The organism is Paracoccus sp. M683, from assembly GCF_007096355.1.
GTDB lineage: Bacteria > Pseudomonadota > Alphaproteobacteria > Rhodobacterales > Rhodobacteraceae > Paracoccus.
In genome coordinates this window covers 57,245-76,089 of record NZ_VKDF01000007.1, presented here as the reverse complement: position 1 = coordinate 76,089, position 18,845 = coordinate 57,245, and the positions used below count along the sequence as shown (strand labels likewise).

At 61.7% G+C, this 18,845-nt stretch carries 18 protein-coding genes; 14 read left to right on the top strand and 4 right to left on the bottom strand.

Annotation, left to right across the window (positions count from 1 at the left end):
- Positions 1 to 57 precede the first annotated feature (57 nt).
- The 9 genes from FNJ84_RS14050 (at position 58) to FNJ84_RS14010 (ending at position 10,036) form a co-directional block, all read left to right on the top strand.
- On the top strand, positions 58 to 879 hold the full coding sequence (locus tag FNJ84_RS14050) for an ABC transporter ATP-binding protein (RefSeq protein WP_143793833.1): 822 nt from the start codon (positions 58 to 60) through the stop codon (positions 877 to 879).
- A 42-nt stretch (positions 880 to 921) separates the two neighbouring features.
- The gene (locus tag FNJ84_RS14045) at positions 922 to 2,142 is read left to right on the top strand and encodes a phenylacetate--CoA ligase family protein (protein ID WP_143793832.1); all 1,221 of its coding nucleotides are present in this window, start codon (positions 922 to 924) and stop codon (positions 2,140 to 2,142) included.
- Positions 2,143 to 2,251: 109 nt separating this feature from the next.
- On the top strand, positions 2,252 to 3,016 hold the full coding sequence (locus tag FNJ84_RS14040) for a flagellar motor protein MotB (protein ID WP_143793831.1): 765 nt from the start codon (positions 2,252 to 2,254) through the stop codon (positions 3,014 to 3,016).
- An 85-nt stretch (positions 3,017 to 3,101) separates the two neighbouring features.
- Positions 3,102 to 4,418 (top strand): flagellar hook protein FlgE, encoded by a 1,317-nt coding sequence (locus FNJ84_RS14035; protein WP_143793830.1) that lies wholly within the window; start codon positions 3,102 to 3,104, stop codon positions 4,416 to 4,418.
- Between the two features lie 44 nt (positions 4,419 to 4,462).
- Positions 4,463 to 5,914, top strand: coding sequence for a flagellar hook-associated protein FlgK (flgK, locus tag FNJ84_RS14030; RefSeq protein WP_221931981.1), 1,452 nt, complete (start codon positions 4,463 to 4,465; stop codon positions 5,912 to 5,914).
- 1 nt (position 5,915) lies between these two features.
- Positions 5,916 to 6,932, top strand: coding sequence for a hypothetical protein (locus tag FNJ84_RS14025; RefSeq protein WP_143793828.1), 1,017 nt, complete (start codon positions 5,916 to 5,918; stop codon positions 6,930 to 6,932).
- A gap of 56 nt (positions 6,933 to 6,988) precedes the next feature.
- Positions 6,989 to 8,038: a flagellar basal body P-ring protein FlgI gene (locus tag FNJ84_RS14020; RefSeq protein ID WP_221931980.1), complete on the top strand. Its 1,050-nt coding sequence runs from the start codon at positions 6,989 to 6,991 to the stop codon at positions 8,036 to 8,038.
- A 608-nt stretch (positions 8,039 to 8,646) separates the two neighbouring features.
- Complete coding sequence (gene rarD / locus FNJ84_RS14015; protein WP_143793826.1) at positions 8,647 to 9,585, top strand: EamA family transporter RarD; 939 nt, start codon at positions 8,647 to 8,649, stop codon at positions 9,583 to 9,585.
- Between the two features lie 19 nt (positions 9,586 to 9,604).
- Positions 9,605 to 10,036 (top strand): VOC family protein, encoded by a 432-nt coding sequence (locus tag FNJ84_RS14010; protein WP_143793938.1) that lies wholly within the window; start codon positions 9,605 to 9,607, stop codon positions 10,034 to 10,036.
- A gap of 79 nt (positions 10,037 to 10,115) precedes the next feature.
- Here FNJ84_RS14010 and FNJ84_RS14005 read toward each other — a convergent pair whose 3' ends face one another.
- A complete protein-coding gene (locus FNJ84_RS14005; RefSeq protein WP_143793825.1) occupies positions 10,116 to 11,897 on the bottom strand; it encodes an adenine deaminase in 1,782 nt (593 codons plus the stop codon).
- A gap of 66 nt (positions 11,898 to 11,963) precedes the next feature.
- On the opposite strand from FNJ84_RS14005, the gene recO reads away from it, so the two are divergent.
- Entirely contained in the window at positions 11,964 to 12,692 is a 729-nt protein-coding gene (gene recO, locus FNJ84_RS14000) for a DNA repair protein RecO (RefSeq protein ID WP_143793824.1), read from the top strand.
- 3 nt (positions 12,693 to 12,695) lie between these two features.
- Here recO and FNJ84_RS13995 read toward each other — a convergent pair whose 3' ends face one another.
- The 3 genes from FNJ84_RS13995 to FNJ84_RS13985 all read right to left on the bottom strand — a co-directional run bounded on the left by FNJ84_RS13995 (position 12,696) and on the right by FNJ84_RS13985 (position 15,249).
- Entirely contained in the window at positions 12,696 to 13,130 is a 435-nt protein-coding gene (locus tag FNJ84_RS13995; RefSeq protein WP_143793823.1) for an META domain-containing protein, read from the bottom strand.
- Between the two features lies 1 nt (position 13,131).
- Complete coding sequence (locus FNJ84_RS13990) at positions 13,132 to 13,533, bottom strand: META domain-containing protein (protein WP_143793822.1); 402 nt, start codon at positions 13,531 to 13,533, stop codon at positions 13,132 to 13,134.
- A gap of 108 nt (positions 13,534 to 13,641) precedes the next feature.
- Complete coding sequence (locus FNJ84_RS13985) at positions 13,642 to 15,249, bottom strand: acyl-CoA dehydrogenase family protein (RefSeq protein ID WP_143793821.1); 1,608 nt, start codon at positions 15,247 to 15,249, stop codon at positions 13,642 to 13,644.
- Positions 15,250 to 15,432: 183 nt separating this feature from the next.
- On the opposite strand from FNJ84_RS13985, the gene FNJ84_RS13980 reads away from it, so the two are divergent.
- Genes FNJ84_RS13980 through FNJ84_RS13965 form a run of 4 tightly spaced genes read left to right on the top strand, consistent with a single transcriptional unit; the run spans position 15,433 to position 18,838 of the window.
- Positions 15,433 to 16,197 (top strand): sulfite exporter TauE/SafE family protein, encoded by a 765-nt coding sequence (locus FNJ84_RS13980; protein WP_143793820.1) that lies wholly within the window; start codon positions 15,433 to 15,435, stop codon positions 16,195 to 16,197.
- A gap of 1 nt (position 16,198) precedes the next feature.
- Positions 16,199 to 17,335 (top strand): succinyl-diaminopimelate desuccinylase, encoded by a 1,137-nt coding sequence (gene dapE, locus FNJ84_RS13975; RefSeq protein WP_143793819.1) that lies wholly within the window; start codon positions 16,199 to 16,201, stop codon positions 17,333 to 17,335.
- The gene (locus FNJ84_RS13970) at positions 17,332 to 17,748 is read left to right on the top strand and encodes a GNAT family N-acetyltransferase (RefSeq protein WP_143793818.1); all 417 of its coding nucleotides are present in this window, start codon (positions 17,332 to 17,334) and stop codon (positions 17,746 to 17,748) included. Before dapE ends, FNJ84_RS13970 begins: the two co-directional genes overlap by 4 nt.
- Positions 17,749 to 17,788: 40 nt before the next feature.
- Positions 17,789 to 18,838, top strand: coding sequence for an acyltransferase (locus tag FNJ84_RS13965; RefSeq protein ID WP_143793817.1), 1,050 nt, complete (start codon positions 17,789 to 17,791; stop codon positions 18,836 to 18,838).
- Positions 18,839 to 18,845: the final 7 nt, after the last annotated feature.

Here is an 18,845-nt window from a genome sequence, read left to right as displayed (position 1 = left end):
AATACGTCCCGGCGGCGCCATCCGCCGCCGGGGCATTCTCTATCCCGAGGAACAGCCATGTTAGACGCCGAGAACAGCGAAACGCTGCTGGAAGTGAACAATATCGAGGTGATCTATAACCATGTGATCCTCGTTCTGAAGGGCGTCAGCCTGTCGGTGCCCAAAGGCGGGATCACCGCGCTTCTGGGTGGCAACGGCGCTGGCAAGACCACCACGCTGAAGGCAATCTCCAACCTCTTGGCCAGCGAACGCGGCGAGGTGACGAAGGGCAGCATCACCTATCGCGGCGAGCGGATTTCGGACCTGAACCCGGCCGCTTTGGTCAAGAAGGGCGTCATTCAGGTGATGGAGGGGCGCCATTGTTTCGAACATCTGACGGTCGAGGAAAATCTGATGACCGGCGCCTATACCCGCAGCGACGGCGGCGGGGCGGTCAGGCGCGACCTTGAAATGGTCTATGATTACTTCCCGCGCCTGAAAGAGCGGCGCAAGTCGCAGGCGGGCTATACCTCGGGCGGAGAACAGCAGATGGTCGCCATCGGCCGCGCCCTGATGAGCCGCCCCGAGACGATCCTTCTGGATGAACCCAGCATGGGCCTTGCTCCGCAGTTGGTGGAACAGATCTTCGACATCGTGAAGGCCGTGAACGAGGGCGAGGGTGTGACCTTCCTTCTGGCCGAGCAGAACACCAACGTCGCGCTGCGCTTTGCCCATTACGGCTATATTCTGGAAAGTGGGCGGGTCGTGATGGACGGCCCGGCGGCGTCGCTGCGCGAGAACCCCGATGTGAAGGAATTCTACCTTGGCATGTCGGACGAGGGCCGCAAAAGCTTTCGTGACGTGCGCAGTTATCGCCGCCGCAAGCGCTGGTTGGCCTGAACGCCGTCGCATCATTTCACCCTTGAGCCTACAGGATTGCCCATGGCCGGCTATTACGACGATCTGGAAATCCGCGACCCCGAAGAACGCGAGGCCGCGCTGGCCGAAATTCTGCCTGCGGCCATCGCCCGCGCCCGAACGGCGCCTGCCCTGGCCCGGTTGCTGCGCGAGGTGGATCCAGCCGGCGTAACGACACGCGCGGCGCTGTCCAGCCTGCCCGTAATCCGCAAGTCTGAACTGTCCGAGGCACAGAAAAAGACCCCTCCCTTTGGCGGCTTTACCACCCGCCTTGCCGCCGAGTTCGACCATATCTTCCAATCCCCCGGTCCGATCTATGAACCTGGCCGCAAGGCCGGCGACTGGTGGCGGCTTGGCCGTTTTCTGCATGCGGCTGGCGTGGGGCGCGGCGATATCATGCAGAACTGCTTTGCCTATCACCTGACGCCTGCGGGGATGATGTTCGAATCCGGTGCCCGTGCCGTCGATGCGGCCGTATTGCCGGCCGGGACGGGCCAGACCGAAATGCAGGTCCGCGCCGCCGTCGATATCGGCACGACCGTCTATGCCGGCACGCCCGACTTTCTGAACGTGATCCTGGAAAAGGCCGACCAGATGGGTGAACGGCTGTCCCTGCGCCGCGCTGTGGTTGGTGGCGGGGCGCTGTTTCCATCCCTGCGCGCCCTTTACGCGGATCGGGGCATTGCCACGCTGCAATGTTATGCCACGGCCGACCTGGGCAATATCGCCTTTGAAACCGATGCGATGGACGGGATGGTCGTGGATGAGGGCGTAATCGTGGAAATCGTCCGCCCCGGCACGGGGGATCCGGTCCCAGATGGCGAAGTGGGCGAGGTGGTCGTGACCACGCTGAATCCCGACTATCCGCTGATCCGCTTTGCCACCGGCGATCTTTCCGCCGTTCTTCCGGGCATCAGCCCCTGCGGCCGCACCAACATGCGCATCAAGGGCTGGATGGGGCGCGCGGACCAGACCACCAAGATCAAGGGCATGTTCGTCCGCCCCGAACAGGTTGCGGCCCTCGTCGCGCGCCACCCCGAGATCGCCCGCGCCCGCGTCATCGCCGATCGCGACGGTGAGATGGACGTCATGACTGTCCAGCTAGAGGCCGAGGGGGGGGCTGCGGATGATTATGCGGGCTCGGTCTCGGAGACGCTGAAGCTGAAGGGCCAGATCCAGATCGTGCCGCGCGGCAGTCTGCCCAATGACGGCAAGGTCATCGAGGATCGCCGCAGCTATGACTAGGGCGATCGCGGTCTGTAGCCCGAAATAGGATGCATTTGAGCCGTTAACTTGTTCTGCGGGGCCTTTGGGGGAATGCTGCTTTCCGGGTGTTAAGGAACCGGGGGTGGCCATGGCCGCGCAGGACAAATCGCAGCAGGCACGCATCATCGTGCGCCAGGCGCCGGATTCCGGTGCCACGGCGCATCATGGCGGCGCGTGGAAGGTCGCCTATGCCGATTTCGTCACAGCGATGATGGCATTCTTCCTGTTGATGTGGCTGCTGAACGCGACGACTGAGCAGCAGCGCACCGGGCTTGCCGACTATTTCAGTCCCAGTGTGACACGCCAGCCCGGCGCGACGGGTGACGGGGTCGAGGCAGGCGTAAGGCTGGGCGTCGAAGCCACGCTGGCGGATATGGCGCGCGCATCGGAATATGACGCGGTTGCCCGCCAGGTGCAGGATCATCTGAACGGGCTGGGCGCGGAATCGATGCAGATGCAGAATCTGCTGAAGCATGTGGTGACCCGGATGACGGATGAAGGGCTGGTCATCGAACTGACTGACCTGACATCCGAGCCTCTTTTCGTCGATGACAGCGCCCAACCCCGCCCGGTATTGCGCGATCTGGCCGTGATTGTCGGGGGGGCGCTGTCGGGCCTGCGAAATGACATCGCGATTGCCGGTCATGTGCGGTCCTATCCAGAAGCGCTGGTCAATTCGCCCGTCTGGGCCTTGTCCGATTCGCGCGCCCATGCCCTGCGCGAGCTGCTGGAAAAGACGAATCTCGATGCGTCCCGTGTCCAGCGTGTGACGGGCTATGCAGATCGTCGCAACCGCAGCGCCAATCCGATGGCGCCCGAGAACAACCGAATCGAGCTGATTTTATTGAGATAGGCGAAATGGGCATGGCGCGATTAGGCGAATCTTAAAGTCTTTGCGCAATGGTCTGATCCAGAAAGTCATACAAGGATCACTATCCATGTCGATGTCCTCCGCCCTCAATGCCAGTGTTTCAGGACTGGCAGCGAATTCGACCAAGCTTGCAACAATCTCGGACAATATCGCGAATTCGGGCACTTATGGATATAAGCGGGTCGAGACGAGTTTTGATTCAATCGTTCTGAATCAAAGCCGCAATTCCGGGGTCTATTCGGCGGGCGGCGTGCAGGCTGCCTCGCGCCGGATCATCGACCAGGATGGGGCGTTGATCACCACATCCAATGCCATGGATATCGCGATTTCAGGACGTGGCATGTTGCCTGTCACCACGGCGGTCGATCTGGATAACGGTTTCTCGGATCAGCCCATGATTATGACGCGCACCGGCTCGTTCCGCACCGATTCCTCGGGTATACTGCGCACCGATTCCGGTTTGGTCCTGCTGGGGTGGCCGGCACGTTCGGACGGCTCGATTCCGGTGATGACCCGCGATACCACGGTTGGATTGGTGCCGATCCAGATCGAGACCAACCAGAATTCAGGCGATCCGACGACCGAGATTTCCTTGGGCGTCAACCTGCCTGCACAGGATACGGTCGCCGGTGAACCGGGTGATCCGCTCAGCCTTCAGGTCGAATATTTCGACAATCTTGGCGCTTCTGAATCGCTGAATGTCACCTTCACGCCTGATGTTTCGGGTGCGAATGGCAGGTCAAACACCTGGACGCTCGAAATCCGCGATTCAGCGACCGATCCGGCCTTGAACCCGCTGGGCCAGTATCAGATCACTTTCGATGATACCCATGCCTCTGGTGGCAATATCGTCTCGGTCACGACATTGGCCGGCGATCCCTTCGATCCGGCGACTGGCGACATCATGCTGAACCTGGCTGGCGGTCCGCTGGCGCTGGAAATCGGTGTGCCGGGTGGTATCAGCAAGCTAAAGCAGTTGTCGTCCAGTTTCTCGCCGACCAATATCACCAAGAACGGATCGCCAGTGGGCAATCTGACCAGTGTCGAGATTGATGAAAACGGCTTTGTCCGGGCCACCTATGATACCGGCTTCATCAAAACGCTGTATCAGGTTCCACTGGTCGACGTCCCCAACCCGAACGGTCTGATGTCACTGGATTCACAGACCTATATGGTTTCGCCGACCTCGGGTTCGTTCTTCTTGTGGGACGCGGGCGACGGGCCCACGGGGTCGGTGGTCGGCTATGCGCTGGAATCGTCTACGACTGACGTTGCTGCAGAACTGACCGATCTGATCCAGACGCAGCGCGCCTACTCGTCAAACGCCAAGGTCGTCCAGACCGTCGACGAAATGCTGCAAGAGACCACCAGTATCAAGCGCTGATCCAACACTGATCAGCCGCCAGTCCGGGAGATTCGATCATGAGTATGGCGAAAGCCCTTTCGAACGCGGTGTCCGGCCTTACCGCGACCTCACGCGGGACCGAGACGGTCGCGGCAAATATCGCCAACGTCCTGACGCCCGGCTACGCACGGCGCGAGATGTCGTTGTCCGCGCAAACGCTGGGCGGTCAATCAGGAGGCGTCCGCATTGATGGCGTCAGCCGGGTGGTCAATACGGCGCTTCTTGCCGAGGCGCGGCTGTCCTACGCTGCCCGGGGTGGCAGCGAGGATCTGGCAGCCTTTTTCAACAAGGTCGAGGATGCCGTCGGTATTCCCGGCGATGGATCGGCGATCAGCACGGCGCTGACCCAGTTCGAGGCTGCATTGATTTCGGCGTCAGCCCGCCCTGATGAGGATCTGCGCCTGGCCAAGGTTGTCGAGGCTGCCGAGACGCTTGCCAACCGGCTGAACAAGGCATCCGAGATTGTTCAGGGTGCCAGATCGGACGCTGATTTTCAGATTGCAGTCCAGATTGACAGCCTTCAACAGGGGTTGAGTCGCATCGCTGATCTGAACAAGCAGATCGCGGGTCAAAGCTCGGCCGGTCAGGATATTTCGGCGCTGCACGATGAACGCCAGGCCGTCATCGACCAGCTATCAGAGATCGTGCCCTTGCAGATTATCCCGCGGGATGCAGGGCGCGTATCGGTCTTTACTGCCGAGGGCGCGGTGCTGCTTGACGGGTTGGTGCCGACCAAATTGGCTTTCAATGCCGCAGGTCAGTTCACGCCGGATATGCATGTTGGAATGCCGGCGGTTGGCGGTCTGATCTACAACGGTGACGAACTCAGCGGATCGGGTCTGCGCCTGTTTCAGGGCGGTACACTGGCCGCGGCCTTTGCGGTCCGCGATACGCATGCACCGCAGGTCCAGTCAGAACTGGATGCGATGGCTCTGGATCTTTACCAGCGATTTGCGGATCCCGCGGTGGATCCAACTCTTGCGCCGGGTGAGCCAGGTATATTCACTGACGCCGGATTGGCGGCATCGGCCCCGCCAGCGCTGGGCTTGGCCGGAACGATATCTGTCAATGCCGCAGTCCAGCCTGATCGCGGCGGCGATCTGTGGCGAATGCGCAGTGGCATTAACGCCGCCGCGCCGGGGCCAGTTGGGGATGGCAGCCTGCTTGAGCGTTTCTCATCTGCATTGAATACTGTCCAAGAAATCGGGCCACCATCGGCGCTATCGGGCAGGTATGATGCGTCGGGCTTTGCTGCCAAGCTTGAATCACAGGTGGCCAGCCGCAGATTGGCAGCCGAATCCGACGCGACGCTGCACGGAACGCGCGCTGCGAACCTGTCCGAACGGTTGATGGCGGACGGTGTCGACACGGATACCGAGATGCAGCGTCTGTTGCAGTACGAACAGGCCTATGCGGCCAACGCTCGGGTCATCCAGGCGATTGACGAAATGATGAACACCTTGCTGAGGGTTTGATATGGCTATTCATTCGGTAGGCGATCAGGCGCGGGCCTTTGTCCTGCAAAGCCAGTCCGCGCGTCTGCGCAATACGTTGCAGGTGCTGACTGACGAACTGTCCAGCGGTATTGTTGCAGACCGCGCTGGCCGGGTATCGGGAAATACGACGCAGCTGCATCATTTTGAGACGCAGATCGCACTTTTGAACCAATACAAGTCCGCAGGCGCAGAGGCAGCTGCATCAGCTGAAGCAATACAGAATATTCTCGGTGCATTGCAGAAAGATGCAGCGGAATTCAATGCGACCTTGCTGACATCTGATGCGACGAAGGGCGTCGGTCATGTGCCTTTGCGCGTCGCCGAGGCGCAGGGCTTGTTTGAAACTGCGGTGGGGCGCCTGAATTCGTCGATTGCCGGCCTGCACCTGTTTTCGGGTCTGGCAACCGACACCCCGGCATTGATCGAACCGGATCTGATTCTCGACGAGATAAAGACATTGACTGCCGGGATGACGACCGCTGCCGATGTCGAGGCCGCGATCACCGGCTGGTTCGATGCGTCGCCGGGCGGCGGCGGATTTCTGGATTTTGCCTATCGCGGCACGATGGGCGAGCCGCGACTGGCGCAGATCGCAGATGACCGGGTGATCGCCTTTGCAACCAGCGCGGCAACGCCTGCGATAAGAGAGCTTCTTAAATCCTATGCGCTGACCGCAGTTGCTGATTCCGGGGCGATTGCGGCTGACAGCACAGCGCAGCTTCGGTTGATCGAGCGCACCGGCGAAAAGCTGCGATCCAATGACGGTGCCCTACTGGACGAAATGGGTCGCGTAGGCTTGCTTGAATCACTGGCAGATCGTTTCAGCACTGAACATACGAACGCCTTGGCGATTGCCGAAATCGGCCGGGCGAATCTGATTACGGCCGATCCATTCCAAACTGCGACCGCATTGCAAGAGGTTCAGACCCAAATGCAGACCCTGTATACCCTGACCGCGCGTCTGTCGGGGCTGCGGCTGGTGGAGTATCTGCGGTGAGGATCTTTCGTCTTGTGGCTACGGCCCTAGTGTTTCTCGCTTCGGCCGCAACCACAATGGCTGCGCCGGTCAGAATCAAGGACCTGGCGGATTTCGATGGTGTCAGGGGTAACGATCTTGTCGGGTACGGGCTGGTCGTCGGCTTGGACGGCACCGGCGACAGTCTGCGCAACGCCCCGTATACAGAGGACATTCTGGCCGGATTGCTAGAGCGGCTGGGCGTGAATGTTGGCGATCAGGAGTTGCGGTCGAAAAATGTCGCCGCTGTTGTCGTAACGGCTGAACTGCCTCCGTTCGCCCGTTCGGGCAGCAGGATCGACATCAATGTCGCGGCGATTGGCGACGCGAAAAGCTTATTGGGTGGAACATTGGTTCTGACCCCGCTCAAAGCTGCGGATGGCAATGTTTATGCGGTTGCCCAAGGATCCGTTATCGCCGGCGGGGTATCAATCGAGGGCGAATCGGCGCGCCTCGTCCAGGGGGTCCCGACGGCGGGCGCCATTCCAGTTGGCGCGCGCGTGGAACGCGAAGTTGAATTCGAGCTGGGGGGTATTGCGAATATCCGCATTGCCTTGCGCAACCCTGACTTCACAACGGCAGGCCAGATCGAGGCTGCGATTAACCGTGAGCTCAGGCGCAATCTGGCGACAATGCTGGATCCAGGGACTGTGCTGGTCGATTTTCGTGCTTTGGGGGATGTAAATCCCGCGCATGTGCTTGGCCGGATCGAGAATTTGCAGGTCGTGCCCGACAGCCGCGCGCGCGTTGTCATTGATCACAAGTCCGGCACCATCGTCATGGGAGAGCGTGTGCGGATTTCCAGGGTCGCCGTATCGCAGGGAAATCTGACCCTCCGTATTCAGGAAGCGCCGGAAGTCGTCCAGCCAAACCCATTTGCGCAAGGCGAGACGGTGGTCGTCCCCAGAACCTATGCCGAGATGCGTGAAGAGCCTGGTATTGGCTTCGCCGAGGTCAGCGGCGAATCCTCGCTTACCGACGTGATTGCGGGTCTGAATGCCTTGGGCGTGCGACCGAGAGATATGATTGACGTCCTGAAATCAATCCATGCGGCTGGCGCATTGCATGCCGAACTGATCGTCGAATAGTCGATATATGCATATGTTTCAGCCCTGGCAGATATAGGCATCCATCGCAGTGATAAATAGCGGCGCTGTGAGGTTGTCTGCGCTGGCGGCAGCCGGCACCGCGGTCGGCAACCTGGCTCAAGTCCAGGCGATGCGGGTCTTGCTGGTACTTGGTCGGGGCAAAGAGGGGGAATGGAAGATATGGGGAAAACTTGGCAGAGGGTCAGACCGTTTGAAACAATTCCATGCAAGATCCTGCCCACGATTGCCTTCGTTCGGCATCGCGCGCTGACAATTTATCTGGGACCGTCGCAGATCAACTGCGTCAGTCAGGCCGGTTTTGACTGTTGAAGCAAACCGCAGCCCGTCCATCTTACCCAAGCTGATGAAAGCGAGAGTTTTCTTGTATTTGACTTTGCCGTCGATTTTGTGCCGGGCATGATGACCTCTGCTTGTGCGGCGGGATCGTCAGTTCTCGCAAGGTCTGCCACGCGGCATCCGTGCTGCGATTCATCTGGCATGCTCAAGGTTACCACAGCCTATCTCTCGAAGCCCTGTCCGACAGGTTGGGCGGGCACAGGCGCAGCCAATCTCTTCCAACGGGTCGCGTTGCAGCATATCCACTTCTTATGAGCATCATCCCCGATCCCAACAACGATTCGCCTCGCGGTCTTGCCTTTGCCGTTGCAGCTTATCTGCTGTGGGGGTTCCTGCCGCTCTACATGAAAGCCCTGGCGCATGTCGGCCCGCTGGAAATCATCGCCCACAGGGTCGTCTGGTCATTGCCCGTCGCCGCGGTGGTGCTGTTCTGGCAGCGACGTTCGGCGGATGTGCTGACCGCGCTGCGCACGCCTCGCTTGCTGGGGATGGCCGCACTGACGGCAACGCTGATTTCGGTCAACTGGCTGATCTATATCTGGGCCGTCACGAACGATCACGCCATGGAAGCGGCGCTTGGCTATTATATCAACCCGTTGTTCAGTGTTCTTCTGGGGGCGTTGCTGCTGGGCGAGCGGTTGAATCGCCCGCAAAAACTGGCGATTGCGCTGGCTGCTGCTGCGGTCGTCCTGCTGACTGTCGAGGCCGGCCGGCTGCCCGTGGTTGCCCTTGGCCTGACCTTCAGTTGGGGCATCTATGCTTATTGCAAGAAAAGCCTGCCGCTTGGCCCGAACCAGGGCTTTACGCTGGAAGTCCTGTTGCTGATGCCACTCGCCCTTGGCTATGTCATCTGGTTGCAGAGCACCGGGCAAGGGCATTTTGGCGGTGAAGATGTGACCACAACATTGCTGCTGATCGGCTGCGGCCCGGTGACCGCGATTCCGCTGATGTTCTATGCAAATGGGGCCAAGCTGGTCAGGCTATCGACGATCGGCATTCTGCAATATATTGCTCCGACGATGATTTTTGTCACGGCCGTCCTGGTCTTTGGCGAGCCGTTCGAAGGGGCCCGGTTGATTGCTTTCCCGATGATCTGGCTTGCACTGGTGATCTATTCCGTCACATTGATCCGCGAGGCCGGCCAGCGTCGCCGCACACGCCGCGATCTGGCCAGCCAACGCGCCCAGTAGAAAGGGCCTCGTCATGACATTGCCACGGCAGCGCGTGACCCTGATCACACTTGGTGTCGCCGATCTGGCGCGCGCCCGCGCCTTTTATGAGGCCTGGGGCTGGCAGATCCATCCCGGCTCGCAAACGGGCGTGGCCTTCTATCAGATGAACGGTGCGGTTCTGGCGCTTTTCGGTCTTGGCGATCTCGCCGAGGATCAGGGGCGCCCGGATGCGGTGCTTGGCACGGGCGCGATGACCCTCGCGCAAAACTGCGCCGATGATGCTGAAACAGATGCAGTGTTCGACGCCGCCCTTGTCGCTGGTGCCACCCTGCTGAAACGGCCCGAGAAAGTGTTCTGGGGCGGATATTCCGGCTATTTCAGTGATCCCGACGGCCACGTCTGGGAGATTGCAACCAATCCGTTCTGGCCGCTCGGCGAAGATGGCAGTTTGACGCTTCCCGCCGGCTAGCCCCTGCGTTGGTCCCCAAATATCCCGGGGTGAGCCGCTGCAAGCGGCGAGGGGCAGCGCCCCTTTTTTCCAACGCCGATCAAACGATCAGATCGACCAATTCGAACCGGGTTACATCCACAAGCCCCTTGTCCGATATCCGCAATTCCGGGATGACCACCAGCGCCAACAGCGAATGCTGCATATAGGCATTGTTCATCCCGTTGCCGCATTCTGCAATCGCCTCCATCACGGCTTGCGCCTCGGCGGCGACATCGGCCGCCGGGCGATCCGACATCAGCCCGGCAATGGGCAGCGCGACGGTGGCCAGTTCAACACCGTCGCGGAACACGGTGACGCCACCACCAATCCGGCCCAGATGCGCCGAGGCCGCCGCCATGCAATCGCGACAGGTGCCGACGACGATCATGTGATGGCTGTCATGAGCCACGGTCGAGGCCACCGCCATCCGCCCCTGATAGCCGAACCCGCTGACAAAGCCGTTCACCACGCCGCCCGTGCCCCGATGCCGTTCCACCAAGGCAATATGGCAGACCTCGCCCTCGGGCTGGATCAGCCCGTCGCGCACCGGCAGATCGGCGGTCAGAGCCTGAGTCGGTGCCTGGTTTTCAACGACGCCGATGACGCGGACCGCTGCGCTGTTCGCCCCCAAGGGCGCCGGTACGGCGAAATCATTGGCCATCAGCTCTCGACCCAGTTTGACCGAGGCGCGGGTATCGGCCGGCCAGTTGATCAGCGGACAGTCCACCAGCAATTCGCCATCGCGCGCCACGATCTGGCCCTGCGCAATCACCAGCTCGACCGGCAGCCGGTGCAGATCCGAGGTCAGGATCACGTCGGCACGCCGGCCCGGCGTCAGGCTGCCCAATTCCCGCTCCAGCCCGAAATGAGTCGCGGTATTCAGGGTTGCCATCTGGATCGCAACCAGCGGATCACAGCCGCAGTCGATGGCATGGCGGATGACGCGGTTCATGTGGCCTTCGTTGACCAGCGTGCCGGAATGACTGTCATCGGTGCACAGGATGAAACCGCGAGGATCCAGACCTTTTTCGGTGATGGCAGTGATCTGGGCCTGCACGTCATACCAGGCGCTGCCGAGGCGCATCATCGTCGACATGCCCTGACGGGCGCGGGCGATCCCCTGCGCCTCGGTGGTGGTTTCGTGGTCATCGGCGGCGCCGCCTGCGACATAGGCCGCGAAGGGCCGGCCCAGGTCCGGGCTGGCATAATGGCCGCCGACGGTCTTGCCTGCCGCACGGGTCGCGGCCATCTCGGCCAGCATCTGGCGATCGCCGGATGCAACGCCGGGAAAGTTCATCATCTCGCCCAGGCCGATGATGCCGGGCCACGCCATCGCTTCGGCAACCTCGTCCTCGGTGATTTCATGGCCGGTGGTTTCCAGGCCGGGGGCCGAGGGCGCACAACTGGGCATCTGGGTGAACATGCTGATCGGCTGGATCAGCGATTCATCATGCATCAGCCGGACGCCGCGCAGGCCAAGGACATTCGCGATCTCATGGGGGTCGTGAAAGATCGTGGTCGTGCCATGGGGGATCACGGCGGCGGCAAAGCCGGCGGGGGTCAGCATCCCCGATTCCACATGCATATGGCCGTCGCAGAATCCGGGAACCATGAAGCGCCCCTCGGCCTGGACGATCCGGGTCTGGGGGCCGATATTGGCGCTGGCATCAGGCAAGACGCAGGCGATGCGGCCGCAGGCTATGGCAATGTCCTGGCCGTCGACGACCTCGCGCGTATGGACATTGACCCATTTGCCGCCACGAATGACCATATCGGCGGGGGCGCGGCCGGCAGCGACCTCGACCAGACGGGCTTGCGATTGGGTCCAGGGGGTCGGCATTCACGGCTCCTTTGCGTTTGGGTCAGAATGCGGCAGTCTGCGCGCCAAGGAAAGGGTGGCAAAGCGATGGAATGGCAGGCCGAGGGCACGGTGATCGTCCGGCGCGCACATGGCGAAAATGCCGTCATCATCGAGGTGATGACGGCCGAGTTCGGCCGCCATGCCGGTCTGGTTCCGGGCGGCGCGTCGCGCAAGCGGGCGGCCCTGCTGCAACCGGGCAGTCGCCTGTCGCTGCGCTGGCGGGCGCGGCTGGATGACCAGCTTGGCATTTTCACTGCCGAACCGGCCCGCGCACGCCCCGGACTGTTGGCCGAGCCACTGGCACTGGCCGGGTTGAATGCCGTCTGTGCGATGCTGGCCTTTGCCCTGCCCGAGCGTGATGCGCATCCCGGTTTGGCCCTGGCAACCGAATCGCTGCTGGACCGGATGGATCAGGGCGCAGATTGGGCCGAGGACTATCTGCATTGGGAATTGCGGCTGCTGGACGAGATGGGCCTTGGCCTGGACCTGCACGACTGCGCCGTGACCGGCGCGCGCGAGGGGCTGGCTTATGTCAGCCCGCGTTCCGGGCGGGCCGTCAGCCGGCAAGGTGCGGGGGAATGGGCCGACCGGCTGCTGCCTCTGCCAGCGTTGCTGGGCGGGGCGGGAGACAACCGGGGAAACGGCTTGGCCGAGGGCCTGGCCATCACCGGGCATTTTCTGAATGCCCGGCTGGCGCATGATCTGGTCGGCAAGCCGCTGCCTGCGGCGCGGGACCGCCTGATCAGGCGGTTGATCGACGTTCGGCCGGAATAGGTATCAATTCCCGGCAGGGTGATCTGCTTGCGCGATATGGGGCTCGAATGTCAGGGTCGGTCCCTCGCCGGTGATCATCAGTCTGCCATCGGCAAAACCCACGGTCCCGGCTGCCGCCAGCGCATCGAAATAGGCCTGATCGCGGGCCATCAGATCGCCGATACAGGCCCGCCGCGTCACAGCCAGAGGGCCGACCTGCAAGCCAGGCAAAGCGGCGGTCTGTGTCCCGCTGTAGCGATTGCAGAACCCCGCGCCCGAAATCTGGCCATCGGCCAGCATCAGAGTGACGTGAAAGCGTTCCACATCCTCGTCACCCATGCTGATCAACTGATAGTCGCCCAAGGGCGGGACTTCGCCGGCAGGGGCCGCAGGGCCGTCGCATCCGGCCAGAATCGTCAGGCCGATCACCGCCGCGCCCAGTTGTTTCAACCCCGCCATCCTACAGCGGCCGGCCGGGTTCGAACTGCATATAGGTCGGCCCCTTCACCAGCAGCACACCGCCGTTGAAATCGGCACTGGTCGCGCCACGGATCGCGTTGAAGAACCGCTGTTCGGTCGAGGACTGTTTGCACGGGGCCGAGGTGGGAACGAAATTCGTGACCTCGATCGCAGGCAGTTTCGCCGCATTGGTTGCGGTGAAGCTGTTGCAGGGGCCGCTGCCGATGATCTGGGTCTCGGTAAAGCGGATCGCCATGTTCCGTTCGGGCGCGGCATCCTGGCCGATGCCGACCATGTAATAGCTTTCAAGCGGAACGTTGCCGGCCACGGTGGCGGTCGGCGCGGGTTCACAGGCGGCGAGGCCGAAAAGGGCGGTCGCGGCAATGGCGGCGGGGCGGATCATGGCAGTGTCCTCGTCAAGCTTAACTTTTGTGTCAGCGCAACGCCTTATACCAGATTTTCGTTCCCTGCACCTGTCATCGCACAGCCGATTCCCTGCGACGGCCGGGCATCAGCCCAAAAGCCGCCGGGCGATCACCTGTGCCTGAATTTCGGCGGCGCCCTCGAAAATGTTCAGGATCCGGGCATCGCACAGCACACGGCTGATCTGATATTCCAGCGCGAACCCATTACCGCCATGAATTTGCAGGGCATTATCGGCACTGGCCCAGGCAATACGGGCGCCAAGCAGCTTTGCCATGCCGGCTTCCAGATCACAGCGATGGCCGTGATCCTTCTCCCATGCGCTGTAATAGGTCAACTGCCGGGCGATCATGATTTCCACCGCCATAATAGCCAGCTTGTCCGCTACGCGGGGAAAATTGACCAGAGCCTTGCCGAATTGCTTGCGATCCAGCGCGTATTGCAGCCCCAGTTCCAGCGCGTTCTGAGCCACGCCGATGGCCCGCGCGGCGGTCTGGATACGGGCCGATTCGAAGGTCTGCATCAACTGCTTGAAGCCCTGGCCGGGGGTGCCGCCCAGCAGGTTGTCGCCTTTGACCTCGAACCCGTCAAAGCCAAGTTCGTATTCCTTCATGCCGCGATAGCCCAGAACCTCGATCTCGCCGCCGGTCATGCCGGGGGTGGGGAAGGGGTCGACATCGGTGCCGGGGGTCTTTTCGGCGATGAACATCGACAGCCCGCGATAATCGTCGGTCGCAGGGTCGGTGCGCGCCAGAAGCGTCATGATATGGGTGCGGGCGGCATGGGTGATCCAGGTCTTGTTGCCCGTGATCTTCCAGTTGTCGCCGTCCTTCACGGCACGGGTGCGCAAGCTGCCCAGATCGCTGCCGGTATTGGGTTCGGTAAACACGGCCGTGGGGAGGGTTTCGCCGCTGGCCAGTCTGGGCAGCCAATGTTCCTTCTGCTCATCGGTGCCGCCGCCCAGGATCAGCTCGGCCGCGATCTCGCTGCGGGTGCCAAGGCTGCCAACGCCGATATAGCCGCGCGACAATTCCTCACTGACCACGACCATCGCGGCCTTGGACATGCCCAGACCGCCCAGATTTTCCGGAATGGTCAGGCCGAACACGCCCAGTTCGGCCAGTTCGTTGATGATCTCGATCGGGATCAGCTGGTCCTTCAGGTGCCATTCATGGGCGTAAGGAACGACCTTGTCATCGGCCCAACGACGGAACTGGTTGCGGATCATTTCCAGGTCCTCGTCCAACCCGGTGGCGCCGAAGGTGGCGCTGCCGCGATTGTCGGCGATCAACTGGGCCAGACGGGCGCGGGCGGCGGGGGTATTGCCGGCCATCAATGCGCGCGCGGCATCAGAGGGTTGCCAATCGACGCCAAGATCGGAAAGCCGGGCAAATTCGTTCTGGCTCATCAGGATGCCGCCGGCGATCTGCGACAGGTACTCGCCAAAGCCGATTTGCAGGATCAGCCCCTCGATTTCGCCGGTAACGCGGTGTGACCAGGCCGAAAGCTGTTTCAGTGCCTCGACATAGGTGGCCAGCCAGGAAAGCGCATGCGCGGCGTGCTGGTGCTGTTCCAGCAGGTCCGCATCCGGCTTGCCGCCGGGGGCGACCATCCTGCGCAGCGCCTGGGTGGCGCGGGATTGCAGGTCGTCCAGTTCGGGCAGGATCGCGTCGGTTTGCTGGGCCATGTCTTTCATCGAATCGTTCCTTGCGGCGTTGCAGCATTCCTAGGGTGTTTGCAATTGCAGCGCAACTATAATGCGTGAATCGGGTTGGTTTTGACCAAAAATGTCGCACTCGGTTGCGGGTGCGGGGTCTGGATATTTGGATGAAGAAGAAAGGCACTTGCACTGACTGCAACTGAGGCTAGCGTGCGGCCCATGTTCGGGTTGGAAATCTGGCAGTTCTGGGCAGTAGTGGGCATCACGCTGTTTGCGGGCTTTGTGAAGGGCGCCGTCGGCTTTGCAATGCCGATGATCATGATGTCGGCCTTTGGGTCCATGCTGCCGGCGACCACGGCGCTGGCCGCGCTGATCCTGCCAACGCTGGTGACGAACATTCAACAGGCGTTTCGGCAAGGCACGGGCGAGGCATTGGCCTCGGTTCGGCGCTTTCGGCTGCATATCGGCATGGTGGTGCTGTTCATCTGCATCTCGGCCGGTTTTGCGACGCTGATCCCGCAGGGGGTGATGTATTTGCTGCTGGGTGTGCCGATCACCGGCTTCGCGCTGTGGCAGTTGGCCGGACGGTCCTTGATCGTGCCGATCCACCACCGGCGCCGGGCCGAGGCGGTGACCGGCATCATCGGCGGGCTTTATGGCGGGATCTCGGGGATCTGGGGGCCGCCGCTGATCGTCTATCTGCTGTCCATCGGCATCGACAAACGCGAACAGGTTCGCGTGCAGGGCATCGTTTTCCTGGTCGGCGCCGTGGCCCTGCTGGTGGCGCATCTGTTTTCCGGCGTTCTGAATGCGCAGACGCTGCCTTTGTCGCTGATCCTGTGCATTCCGGGGATGATCGGCATGCAGATTGGCTTTGCCTTGCAGGACCGGCTGGATGTGGTGCAGTTTCGGCGCTGGACGCTGATCCTGCTGGTGCTGAGCGGGTTGAACCTTGTGCGTCGCGCCCTTGAACTGTGGAGCTGAGATGACCGACCCCGCCGAATTGACCGCCCGCCTGATCCAATGTCCCTCGGTCACGCCCGAGGAAGGGGGGGCGCTTGTTTTGCTGGGCGATCTGCTGACCGGCGCGGGTTTCGAGGTGGTCAGGGTGGATCGCGGCGGCACGCCCAACCTGTTCGCGCGTTGGGGCGCAAAGGGGGCCAGAAGCTTTGGTTTCAACGGCCATACCGATGTGGTGCCGCCGGGCGATCTGGGGTCATGGACGCATCCGCCCTTCAGCGGGCATGTTGCCGAAGGGGTGATCTGGGGGCGCGGTGCGACCGATATGAAATCGGGCGTGGCGGCGTTTGTGGCGGCGGCCATCGACTTTGTGACCGAGACCCCGCCCGATGGCGCCGTTATCCTGACCGTCACGGGTGACGAGGAGGGGCCGGGCCGCGACGGAACCATCGCCATTCTCGACTGGATGGTCGCCAATGGCGAGCGGATGGATGTCTGCGTCGTGGGCGAGCCATCGAACCCCGAGATCTTTGGCGAGATGATCAAGATCGGCCGGCGCGGGTCGATGACCTTCCATATTACTGCCAAGGGGGTTCAGGGCCATTCCGCCTATCCGCACCGGGCCAGAAATCCGCTGCATGCGCTGACCAGATACCTGAACGACCTGATCGCCACGCCGCTGGATGAGGGGACCGAGCATTTCGATCCGACCGGGTTGCAGATCGTCACCATCGACTGTGGCAACCCTGCCAGCAACGTGATCCCCGAAAAGGCCACGGCGGTGGTGAACATCCGCTTCAACGACGCCCATACCAGCGCCAGCCTGACCGAGGATCTGCGCGCCCGCGCCGCCCGGATCAGCGCCGAAACCGGGGTCGAGATCGGCATGGATATTCACGTCTCGGGCGAAAGCTTTCTGACCCAACCCGGCCCGCTGGTCGATCTGGTGCGTGGGGTGGTGCGCGATGAAACCGGGATTGATCCGGTGCTGTCGACGACCGGCGGCACCTCGGATGCGCGTTTCGTCAAGGATCACTGCCCGGTGGTCGAGTTCGGTCTGGTCGGGCATTTCATGCATCAGGTGGACGAAAGAGTTCCGGCGGCCCAGGTCCATGACCTGAAGCGTGTCTATCAGCGCATGCTGGAGCGCTATTTCGCGTGAGGATCGAGGCGACCCGCGATATCGACACCTGCCGCGCCCTGCGCCGGACCGTGTTCATCGAGGAACAGGGCGTGCCCGAGGCCGAGGAATGGGACGATCTGGATGATCAGGCGATCCATCTTCTTGCCTGGCAGGGCGATCGGCCAGTGGGCACGGCGCGTGTGCTGTTGAAGGGGGAAGTCGGCAAGATCGGCCGCGTCTGTGTGCTGGAACAGGCGCGCGGCACCGGGCTTGGGGCGCAACTGATCGGTGCGGCGATGGATGTGTTGCGTGCGCAGCCGAGCATCGTGCAGGCAAGGCTTGGGGCGCAGGTCCATGCCATCGGCTTTTACGAAAAGCTGGGTTTTCACGTTGTCGGCGATGTCTATGACGACGCCGGCATCCCGCATTGCGATATGGTCCGGTCGTGCTAGTCTGAACTGGTGATGAAACCGCAAACGTGGGTCGAACCGCGTGAAAGAGATTGTCAGCCATACGTCCATGCGCGGTATCGCCGCGTTTGCGGTGATGATGATCCATTTCAAGGGCATCTTGCTGCCCGTGATCGAGATTGATCGCCATACCGCATTCCTTGTCGCCGCCGTCGGCTTTGTCGATCTGTTCTTCATGCTCAGCGGTTTTGTTCTAAGCTATTGTTATCGGAAGCGCTTTCTGGCGAATGGCGTCCGGGCCGAACTGTGGCCTTTTCTCGTCAACAGGCTGGGCCGGATCTATCCGCTGCATCTGCTGACACTGTTGATCATGGCGGCGCTGGCCCGCGATCAGATCGAGATGGCATGGATTCCGGTGCTGGCCGAGAACCTCTTGCTGATCCATGCCTGGGGCCTGCAATCGGTCTTCGTGCTGAATTTCCCAAGCTGGTCGATCAGCGTCGAATGGGCCGCCTATCTGCTGTTCGGCCTGCTGGTGATCCTGTCAGTCGGGCGGCGGTTCGGGGCCGGCTGCATCGTGTTGGTGATCATGTCCTATGGCGCCTATTGGTATCTGACCTCGATGGCGGGGGTGCCGTGGGAAAGGCTAAGCCTGCTGCGCGGGATACCGGCCTTTGCCTTGGGGATCTGGGCATATACGATCTATAAGCGGGCCGATGCCCTGCCCGTTGCCATCATCTCGATCCTCCAGATCCTTGGTGTCGTCGCGGTCATTCTGCTGATGCATCTGAATGCGCCGCTGCTGTTTTTGGTGCCGGCTTTTGCGGTTCTGGTGATCTTTACCGCGACAGATCGCGGGGTTCTGGCCGGTTTTCTGTCATGGCGCGGCTTTCAGTTGCTGGGGTTGCTGTCCTATTCGATCTATATGCTGCATGTGCCTGTCTGGCGGATTTCGGCGGTGTTCTGGGGCAAATTCGTGGGGTCGCCGCCGCTGGAGCCGGTGCCGGCGGTGCTGTTCTTTCTGACCTGTGTTGCCGCGACCCTGGGCAGTGCCTATCTCAGCTATCACCTGTTCGAGGTTCCGATGCGGCGGTTGATCCGCCGCGCGGGGCGCAAACGGGTGGCGGTCTGACCGGATC